Below are 10,303 nucleotides of genomic sequence, written 5' to 3'. Positions count from 1 at the left end.
TTGCTGGAGGCCGAGCTTGAGCCGTATCGTCACCAGCCCTCTGCTGTGACGCTGGAAGGGCCGAATCTCTGGCTCTCAGGACCCGCCCTGTCTGTTGCGGCGCTGACGCTGCACGAACTCGCGACCAATGCCGCCAAATACGGGGCGTTGTCCAAGCCCTCCGGTAACCTCCGGATCTCATGGTTCCTCGACGAGGAGCCTGGAAACTGGGTGCTGGAATGGACCGAGACGGGAGGTCCTCCGGTTACGCCTCCCAAGGGGAATGGTTTTGGCTCGATCCTGCTCGAACGCGCGATCCCCCACGAACTGGGGGGTACCTCGGTGCGCGAATTCCGGCCCGAAGGCTTGTTCATCCGTCTGAGTTTCCCGGTGCGTCATGCGGTCCTCGTGTCCGAGACGGCTATCGAGCCTGTGGTTGAGGACCTTCCGATCGCCACCGCAGCACAATCGGAATTGCTGCATTCAGCCTATGTCCTGCTCGTGGAAGACCAATTGCTTATCGCGATGGAGACCGAGCAGGCGCTGGGTGCTTATGGCGTGCGGAATATCCGTACGGTCTCTTCGGTATACGAGGCACTCCAGGCAATACGCGAGCGCGCCCCCGATGTGGCTTTGCTCGACTTCAATCTGGGTAAGGAGAGTTCGCATGAGGTCGCGACTCTCCTGCGCAAGAAGCGTATCCCGTTCCTGTTCGCGACGGGCTACGCCGATCGCACGATGATCCCGCGCGAATTCCAGGATGTGCCCGTGCTGCGCAAACCCTATTCGATCAAGAATGCGGTGCAGGAGTTGCTCAAGGTGCTTCCCGCCTAAGCGGTCCCACATCGGCTGATTTCTCATAGTTTAACTGCAGATTGGCCATCTCGGCATTCCGAGTGACGGGCGGGCACATACTGGCGCCGCTTGTCCGTTCCAGATAAGGGGCGCCGTCGCTAGCCTCTCTCCTTGTCTCCTCCGGAGCTCATGAGTCTCCTGAGTGATCTGGGATCTTTTCCTGTCGCTCCGTGAGCGCGGTTCCGTCGGTATCCGATACGTAACGATCTTGCATGCGCCGAAATCCTGTGTGCGGGGGAGCAAACTGCGCTGACAGCGCCTAACGAGGCTGCTGGATCGCTCTTCGCGCGCGGTACTCACCCTGTAAATCCCACAGAGGTCTCGCGACTGTTAGAGTATGGTCCCGGGAACACGCTCCTCACGCTCACGGCCAGCTTTGAAGGGGCGCAAGAGGCGACATCCGGGTCCGGTTCCGGACAGCGGCGCGGTGTGTAGGAAACCCAGACAAACCCTGCATTTCAAGGCGCGTTGTTCTTGACTTGTTCCGAGGCGTTTCCCATCTCCAAAGGATGAAAAAGACCCTCGCCGCACGTCTGGAAATTCTCTCGGATGCCGCCAAATACGACGCGTCCTGTGCGTCGAGCGGCGCGCGCTCGAAGAAGAAACCGGGTGAGGAAGGATTGGGCTCTAAAGCGCCGAACGGGATCTGTCACGCCTATACCCCCGATGGGCGGTGTATCTCGCTGCTCAAGATCCTGATGACCAATTTCTGTATTTATGACTGCGCCTATTGCATCAACCGATCATCCTCCAAGATCGAGCGCACACGGTTCACGGTCGAGGAGATCATATGGATTACCCTGGAATTCTATCGGCGCAATTATATCGAAGGGTTGTTTCTCTCTTCCGGTGTCATCCGTTCCTCCGATTACACCATGGAAGAGATGGTGCGCGTCGCGCGTGAGCTGCGCCTGACCCACCATTTTCATGGCTATATTCATCTCAAGACCATTCCTGACGCGGCGCCCCATCTGATCGAGGAGGCCGGGCTCTACGCCGACCGTCTGTCGATCAATGTGGAAATGCCCACCGAGGCCGGACTGGCGGCCTATGCGCCAGAGAAAGATGCCGGACATATCAGGCAGAGCATGGGGGCGCTGCGCCTGCGTATTCAGGAGGCGGGGGACCGTACCCTGAGCGGGCGCAAGGCACGGCGCTTCGCCCCGGGTGGTCAGAGCACGCAGATGATCATTGGGGCGGACCGCTCGACTGACCGGGATATTCTGCGCAGCAGCGCCGCTCTTTATTCTGGGTATGCCTTGCGGCGTGTCTATTATTCGGCGTTCAGCCCCATTCCCGACGCGTCGGTCGCGCTCCCCTCGCAGGCGCCTCCGCTTCTACGCGAGCATCGGCTCTATCAGGCTGACTGGATGGTGCGCTTCTACGGCTTCTCTTTCGAAGAGATCGTGGCCGAGCGTCAGGACGGCATGCTCGATCTCGAACTCGACCCCAAGCTGGCCTGGGCGCTCCAGAACCGCGCGCAATTCCCGCTCGATCTGAACCGCGCCAGCCGAGAAATGTTGTTGCGTGTGCCTGGACTTGGGCCGCGCAGCGTGACCGCCCTGCTTTTAGCGCGTCGACACAAGGTGATCAGGCTCGAAGATGTGGAGCGGTTGCATGTGTCCCTGCGCAAGATCAAGCCTTTCGTCGTGACGGCGGACTGGTCACCGGGCCGTCTGATAGACCGAGATAATCTGGCGGCAGCTTTTCGGCCTCAACCGCGTCAATTGAGCCTCTTATGAGACATATCACGCTTCCTCCTGATGCGCGCTTCGAGGCATGGCGTGTTCAGGCGCGTGCCGCCCTGGCGGAGGGCTTGGCACCCGATGACGTGGAGTGGGTAAGCCCAGATCCTGCACAGCCGGAGCTCTTCTCCGCAGACGCCTCATCGGTCAGACAAGGTGAGGAGGAGTCTGTGGCGCGGCCGACCGAGCGCGCGGGTCACCCGGTCGGCCATGTGACGAAAGCGGCCCTCTTGATGCTGCGTTCGATCCTGCGTCATCATGACCCGGCGCGCTTCGCGCTCGCCTATCGCCTGCTCTGGCGTTTGCAAAGCGAACCCGCGCTTCTGGCGATTGCAACTGATCCCGACATCCGCGAGGCAGCGCGCATGGAGCATCAGATACGGCGCGACATGCACAAGATGAAGGCATTCCTGCGTTTTCGGGAGGCGCTTCCCGAGGGCGGCGAAGAGGTGGTCGGGCGCCGGCATTTCGTCGCTTGGTTCGAACCGGAAAACTATATCCTTGAAAGCGTTGCGCCATTCTTCGCTGAGCGGTTCTCGGACATGGACTGGCTTATTCTCACTCCCATCGGCTCGGTCCTGCATGAGAAGGGCAAGGTCACCTTCAATATAGAACCCTGTACCCCACCCTCCATGCAGGATGATGTCGAGGCGCTGTGGCATCGCTACTATCAGTCCATCTTCAATCCGGCGCGTATCAAGACCAAAGCGATGCGCTCGGAGATGCCCACGAAATACTGGAAGAACCTGCCTGAGACACGGCTTATCCCGCAGATGCTGGCCGGAGCGGAAAAGCGTGTAGCCGCCATGGTGGCGCTCCAGAATGACGGCTCTGCACCGGGCTTTCACGAGCGTCATCAGGCCGAGTGGGCAAGACGAGAAGAAGCGGTGCGCGCGGAAAAGGCGGCGCTCGACGGTCTGCCTGCGCTGGCGCATGCCCTCTCGTCATGTCAGCGCTGCTCGCTCTGCTGCTACGCGACTCAGGTCGTGACCGGTGAGGGGCCAGAGCACGCGCCCCTTATGCTTATTGGCGAGCAACCTGGAGACCAGGAGGATTTGCAGGGCAAGCCGTTTGTCGGACCGGCAGGGCAGGTGCTTGATCGTATTCTTGGGGAAGTCGGGATTATGCGCAGTGAGGTGTATCTCACCAATGCGGTGAAGCATTTCAAGTTCGTATCCAAGGGGAGGCGGCGTATCCATCAGACCCCGGATCGGAACGAGATCGTTGCCTGTTCCTCCTGGCTCGAGCAGGAAATGGCCCTCGTGAAGCCCCGTCTCGTGGTGACGCTCGGAGCGACCGCTCTCCAGGCGTTTGAAGGGCGGATAGCGCGACTGGGCGCCACACGAGGTCGGGTGCGGCAGGATCCTGGACGCCCTGCGACATTGGCCACCATTCATCCCTCCTATCTACTCCGACTGCCTGATCCGCAGCGGGCGCAGGAGGAGGAGCGTCGTTTCGTCCAAGAGCTCACGATGGCAAAAGACTGGCTTAGAACGGCATAGGCCAATTCAATGTCAACCGGGTCATCATCCGAGGGCTTGCCGATCGGACTGACTCTCATTTAACGACTGTCGAGCGCAGTATTTGAGCCGTACAAGGGAGATAGCCTGTGGGTGGCTCCGTCGAGCCTGCCTTGTCAGGGCAGGCGCGCGGAGAGGGGTTCAGGCCTTGCTCACGCTGATCCAAACGGCCGCATTGGCGGGCAGCATCTTATCTTCCCCGATTTTATGACTCGCCACCAGAATGTCACCGGGGGGGAGAGCGACCGGCTCATTCCCACAGTTCAGGACCACCCGAACGTCACCATTCGTGAACTCGACAACATTCTCGCGTGGCGCGGCCCATTTCAGGACGCCCCTCCCGAGGTGGAATTTCTTGCGCTGGGTGAGAAGCGCGCGATAGAGGGCGAGGGTGGAATGGGGGTCCTTCTCCTCGACCGTGACGGCATAATCCTTGTAATGCTCCGGCTGGGGCAGCCATAATTCACCGCTTTCATTGAAGCCGAGTGAGGGGCCGTCTGCTTTCCATGGCATGGGAATACGACAGCCATCGCGGCCGATTTCCTTCCCTTCGGTACGGAAGAAGGCCGGATCCTGCCGGTATTTCCGGTCTAGGGTCGTATGGTCGGGCAAGCCAAGTTCCTCACCCTGATACAGCGTCGCCGATCCGGGCAAGCCGAGCGTCATGAAAATGACAGCCCGCGCACGACGCAGCCCGAGCGCTTCATTCGGCTGCTCATGGGCTGCATCAATACCCTGGGGGCGGGCACCCGCATCCTTGAGGCCCAGACGTGAGGCATGGCGCACCGTATCATGGTTGGACATGACCCAGGCCGTGATGGCGCCGACCTCGTGCATCGCCTCGAGTGAGTCGGTGATGATCTCGCGATATTTCGCGGCATTCCAGCGGCAGAGCAGATAATCGAAATTGAACGTCTGCTGCATTTCATCCGGGCGCACATAGCGCGCGAGACGGGAGAGCGGCTTGACCCAGGCTTCGGCCACGAGCATCCGGTCGCCGGGATAGCTGGCCAGAAGCTTGTGCCAACTGCGATAGATGTCGTGCACCCCGTCTCGATCCCACATCGGCGCGTCACTGGGGGTCTTGTCGTCATCCTCGCCCACCATCGTGGCACGCTCGGTATAGGGGGGCAGGCCTTTTTCCTTGATGAGGCCATGGGCAACGTCGATGCGAAAACCATCCACCCCGCGATCGAGCCAGAAGCGTAGCACGGACTCGAATTCGCTACGGACCTCTGGATTGTCCCAGTTCAGATCAGGCTGACAGCTATCGAAGAGGTGAAGATACCATTGGCGTAGCTTGCCATCCTTGCGCTCGGGCTCGCGTGTCCAGGCAATGCCGCCAAAAACGCTCTGCCAGTTATTCGGGGGCTCGTCGCCGCTCTTTCCCTTGCCGTCGCGAAACAGATAGCGCTCGCGTGCGGCGCTGCCGGGTTCCGATACCATGGCCTCCTTGAACCAGGCATGCTGATCGGATGTATGGTTCGGGACCATGTCTGCGATCACACGCAATCCATGGTCGTGCGCTTCCTTGATCAGCGCCTCGTAATCTTCGACCGTGCCAAAAAGTGGGTCGATCTTGCGGTAATCGGAAATGTCATATCCCGCATCGCCCTGGGGCGACTGAAAGCAGGGGGAGATCCACAACGCATCGATCCCGAGTTTCTCGAGATAGGGCATGTGATCGATGATACCCGGCAGGTCGCCAATACCATCGCCATCGGAGTCAGCGAAAGAGCGTGGATAGACCTGGTAGATGACCGCGTCTTTCCACCAGAGAGGATGGGAACCGTTCTGTGTCATAGCCCTGCTTTCCATGAGGTATGTCTCAAGGAACACCGCTGCAGACGCCGGGTTGGTGCAGTCACACTAAATTGCAGCCCGGGAGCGGGGCGGGCGCGAAAGCGGGAAGCACTGCCGCCCCCAGGAAGAGGGGGCGGCGTTGAAGCTCTCCAGCCTGTTCGCTGCCACGCATACCCGGTCGCTGCCGGGCAACGACCCGGCAGCGAATGGTCTTACTTCTGGTACCCGGCCTGACGGATCACGCGGTTGGTAGCAGCATTGGCGGCCGAGAGACCGGCATCCACGCTGGTCGATCCTGCCAGGATGGAGGCGATGGTCTGGCCCACCTGGGTGCCGATCCCCTGGAAGGGGGTGATGTCAACAAACTGGGCGCCGACATAGGGCCGCGGCTGAGCCGTCTGCCCCGAGGGGTTTGAGCTTTCGATGGCCTTCAGCACGAAGGAGGAGAAAGGCGCGACCTTCTGATACTCAGCTGACTGGTACGAGGAGCTGCGCGTGCCGGGCGGAATATTGACCCAGCCATCGGTCTTCGCGACGAGCTGGATATACTCCTTGGAGGTCGCCCACTGGATGAACGTGCTTGCGGCCTCGGCATGGGTCGAGGATGCCGGAATCGCGAGGTTCCATGACCAGAGCCAGGTCGGCCCGCCCTTGAAGCTGCCCGTCGGCAGGGGCGCAAAGCCGACCTTGTCCGCCACGCTGCTCTGCTTGGGGTCATAGACCGTGCCAGCGGCGCTGGTGGCGTCGACCCATATGGCGCAATGACCGGTTGCGAAAAGCGACAGATTTTCATTGAAGCCATTTGCGCTCGCGCCAGGGGGGCCGAACTGCTTGAGCAGCGAGCTGTAATAGCTGATGGCATTATGCCAGGCGGGGGTGTTGAGCGTGGGTTTCCAGGCCATGTCAAACCATTGGCCGCCAAAACTGGTCACCATGGTGGTAACGATGGTCATGTTCTCACCCCAGCCCGGCTTGCCGCGCAGGCAGATCCCATAGGTATCGGTCGCTTTGTCAGTCGTCTTCGTTGCGAAATCGCGTATCTGGTCCCAGCTCGGCGCCTCCGGCATGGTGATGCCGGCCTTGGCGAAGAGGTCCTTGCGGTAAAGCGTCATCACGCTCTCGGCGTAGAAAGGCAGGGCATAGACCTTGCCTTCATAGCTTACGCTCTCGCGCACCGGCGCGATGACGTCGTTGAGGTCATAGGCGGCGGGCAGATTATCGAACTTGTAGAGCCACCCCTGCTTGGCCCAGAGCGGTACTTCATAATTGCCGATTGTCAGGATGTCGAACTGCCCTGCATGGGTGGCGATATCGGTTGTGACACGCTGACGCAGGACGTTCTCCTCAAGCGTGACCCAGTTGAGATGAATGTCGGGATGGGCCTTTTCGAATACCGAGGAAAGCTTGCGCATCTCGATCATCTGCACGTTGTTCACGGTGGCAATGGTGAGCGTCGTATCAGCCTTGGCCTGGGCAGCGAGACCGAGCCCGAGGGCGACACTGGCCAGAAGCAGGGATTTCTTCATTGAGGCAGTCCTTGGAAAATCATGTGCGATTTGGCGCGATGGCGAAGAATGAGAGCGTGCGCCCAAAACAGCCGGAATGGGGACAGTGACGGGTGCAGTCGGGCAGGGCGTGATGCCCCATGGGAGGCACCGCCACGTTCCAGCGGCTCAGCAACCGGAAGAAATGTAACAGGCAGGGCGTTGTCCGAGCCGCCTTCGGCCGATGGGAGATGCAACATCGAGAAGGGGCATTTCAGGCCTGAGCCTTGAGATGGGGCGCATGGGGGTCCGTCTGTCCGGTTCTTCATACGGCACTCCTTGCGGAATGCGTTCCCTCACGCTGTCACCCTTTCCGGTAAATAACAAGAAGATGACAATGCCGTAACATGAATGTGTTAAGCATGACACGTACGCTTTCGCCGGCGGGCCCCTGGAGCGGCAAAGATGGTAGAGTTTCTGTAACAATACATACACTCTGTAGTGCTTTGGCCCTAGTTCTCCGCATTCTTCTTGCTAGAGATCGGTCATAGGCATCGAGTTGGGTGTCTTTGCAAATATAGGAAGAAGACGAGCATGATCTCGAAAAAGACTTTCTGCCTGCTGGCTCTTGCTGCGGCACCTTCTTTCATGGCGCTGGCTCATGCCCATGGTCCGGCCCCCGCCCCGGGACCGGTCGGTCCCGTTCCGCCACCGCCTGGTCATATGGGCATGATGCCGCCGCCACCGCTCATGGGACTACTGCGCGGGGTCGATCTGACCAAGGAGCAGCGCGACAAGATCCACACGATGATGCATGCGCATCGTCAGGAGCGACGCGAGGCAATGCATCAGCGTCGGGATCTTGATGGACAGATTGGCGCCCTGCTTCTGGCCAAAGGGCCGGTCGATAAGGCCAAGCTCGACGGCCTGATCAAGCAGAAGGAGGCGCTGAACGCCAAGGATGAGGAGGCCATGGCCGCCGATGCTGTCGCGATTCACGATGTGCTGACCCCGGAGCAACTCGACAAGGCCCGAACGACACAGGCCAAGCTGGATGCGCTTGAGAGCCAGATCCGCGATCTGCTGCGTCCCCCCCATGCCAAGAATGTGGCAGACAAGGATGACGACGACGCTCCCTGAGCGGCTTCCATTTCATGATGAGCCCGGGGGTATTCCCGGGGCTTGCTGATCGTTGCCGAGGGCAGGTGGCATCATTTGCGGCCTGTCTCTCCGTAGGTCCCGGTGCAGACCTCTTCACCTGCCCATGAGATGGATGGGTGACGCGTACGGGCTTCGCTCCCGCCGCTTGAGGGGGACAGTTCGCTCATGTTCCGTGAGGCGGTCAGAGGAGCGGTCCGGTTTTGCCTTGACTTTGCCGTCTCGCCCCTTTAGCTCCCTGTCCAGATTTGAAACGCCACCTCGCGAAGACTCGCGCAGTGGCGTCTTTCTGTTGCTTATAAGGGTTCCACGTGTTCGACACGCTTTCTGGCAAACTTTCCGGTGTATTTGAGGGTCTGTCCAAGCGCGGCAGGCTGTCCGAGGCGGATGTTGCCGAAGCGATGCGCGAAGTGCGTCTGGCCATGCTGGATGCCGACGTGGCCCTGCCCGTCGTGCGTGACTTCGTCAACAAGGTGAAGGAAAACTCCGTCGGGACTGAGGTGCTGGAAAGCATTTCTCCCGGCCAGGCCGTTGCCAAGATCGTCAATGACGCCTTGATCGAGGCGCTTGGCGGTGCGGGCAACGTGCCGCTGAACCTTGCGGCCGCAGCGCCTGTGCCGGTGCTGATGGTCGGTTTGCAGGGTTCGGGCAAGACCACGACCTCCGGCAAGATCGCCCTGCGTCTCCTGACGCGCGAGCGCAAGCGGGTTCTTCTCGCCTCGCTCGACGTGCAGCGCCCTGCCGCGCAGCTTCAGCTTCAGCAGCTTGCCGAGCGCGTCGGCGTGGGCTCGCTGCCGATTATTGCCGGTCAGCAGCCCGTCGAGATCGCCAAGCGCGCTCTCGAGACGGGGCGTCGCGAAGGCTATGATGTGGTTATTCTCGATACGGCAGGCCGTCTGTCGATCGACGAAGCCCTCATGCAGGAAGTGCGTGACGTGCGCGACGCGACCAGCCCGGTCGAGACGCTGCTCGTCGTCGATGCCATGACGGGTCAGGACGCGGTAAATACCGCCCAGCGCTTCAACGAGGCAGTCGGCATTACCGGTGTCGTCATGACCCGTATGGATGGCGATGCGCGCGGTGGTGCGGCGCTCTCGATGCGTGCCATCACCGGCGCCCCTATCAAGCTGGTGGGTCTGGGCGAAAAGCTCGAGGCGCTGGACGATTTCTATCCCGAGCGTGTGGCCGGTCGTATTCTCGGCCTAGGCGATATTGCCGGGCTGGTCGAGAAGGCCAGCGAGACGCTCGATCACGAAGAGAGCGAACGCGTCGCCAAGAAGATGATGGCGGGCAAGTTCGATCTCGACGATTATGCCTCGCAGCTGCGTCAGATCGGCAAGATGGGCTCCATCTCCGGCATCCTCGGCATGCTGCCCGGCATGGGCAAGCTCAAGGACAAGCTGGGCGATCAGGATCTCGATACCTCGATCTTCAAGCGCCATCAGGCCATCATTTCCTCGATGACCAAGGACGAACGCAAGACGCCCTCGATCATCAAGGCCTCTCGCAAGAAGCGTATCGCTGCCGGTTCCGGCACGACGGTTCAGGAGGTCAACAAGTTGCTCAAGCAGTTTGACGACATGTCCACCATCATGAAGCGCATCAGCAAGATGGGCCTCGGTGGCATGAAGCAGATGCTTTCCGGTCTCATGTCGGGCGGTGCTCCCGGCGGGCGGCCCGGCGGTGGCTTTGGCGGCCCGCGTCGCTAACCCCAACCGGCATGATTTTTACACCGTTTTCGACACTTTGGAGTTAATCA

General features: G+C 60.5%; 7 protein-coding genes. 5 read left to right on the top strand and 2 right to left on the bottom strand.

Annotated elements, in window-relative coordinates; genetic code table 11:
- The 3 genes from C0V97_RS16185 to C0V97_RS16175 all read left to right on the top strand — a co-directional run.
- A partial coding sequence (locus C0V97_RS16185) for a response regulator (protein ID WP_158625455.1) occupies nucleotides 1-813 on the top strand: 813 nt, incomplete at its 5' end.
- A gap of 530 nt (nucleotides 814-1,343) precedes the next feature.
- Nucleotides 1,344-2,576, top strand: coding sequence for a putative DNA modification/repair radical SAM protein (locus C0V97_RS16180; protein ID WP_127103586.1), 1,233 nt, complete (start codon nucleotides 1,344-1,346; stop codon nucleotides 2,574-2,576).
- Complete coding sequence (locus tag C0V97_RS16175; protein ID WP_127103585.1) at nucleotides 2,573-4,081, top strand: UdgX family uracil-DNA binding protein; 1,509 nt, start codon at nucleotides 2,573-2,575, stop codon at nucleotides 4,079-4,081. Before C0V97_RS16180 ends, C0V97_RS16175 begins: the two co-directional genes overlap by 4 nt.
- A gap of 159 nt (nucleotides 4,082-4,240) precedes the next feature.
- Here the strand turns inward: C0V97_RS16175 and C0V97_RS16170 are convergent, their stop codons facing one another.
- Together C0V97_RS16170 and C0V97_RS16165 are read right to left on the bottom strand one after the other, a co-directional pair.
- Nucleotides 4,241-5,902, bottom strand: coding sequence for a glycoside hydrolase family 13 protein (locus tag C0V97_RS16170; RefSeq protein WP_233582226.1), 1,662 nt, complete (start codon nucleotides 5,900-5,902; stop codon nucleotides 4,241-4,243).
- A 212-nt stretch (nucleotides 5,903-6,114) separates the two neighbouring features.
- On the bottom strand, nucleotides 6,115-7,428 hold the full coding sequence (locus C0V97_RS16165; RefSeq protein WP_127103583.1) for a sugar ABC transporter substrate-binding protein: 1,314 nt from the start codon (nucleotides 7,426-7,428) through the stop codon (nucleotides 6,115-6,117).
- Nucleotides 7,429-7,980: 552 nt separating this feature from the next.
- Between C0V97_RS16165 and C0V97_RS16160 the strand changes: the two genes are divergently transcribed.
- Both C0V97_RS16160 and ffh read left to right on the top strand, forming a co-directional pair.
- Nucleotides 7,981-8,526, top strand: a complete 546-nt coding sequence (locus C0V97_RS16160; protein WP_127103582.1) for a Spy/CpxP family protein refolding chaperone — start codon at nucleotides 7,981-7,983, stop codon at nucleotides 8,524-8,526.
- Nucleotides 8,527-8,855: 329 nt separating this feature from the next.
- Entirely contained in the window at nucleotides 8,856-10,253 is a 1,398-nt protein-coding gene (gene ffh / locus C0V97_RS16155) for a signal recognition particle protein (protein ID WP_127103581.1), read from the top strand.
- The last annotated feature ends 50 nt before the right edge of the window (nucleotides 10,254-10,303 follow it).

The sequence above is a fragment of the Asaia sp. W19 genome (assembly GCF_003994335.1).
In the GTDB taxonomy this organism is placed as follows: Bacteria; Pseudomonadota; Alphaproteobacteria; order Acetobacterales; family Acetobacteraceae; genus Asaia.
Note: the sequence above shows the minus strand (reverse complement) of the source record. Positions and strands in the feature narration are given on the sequence as shown.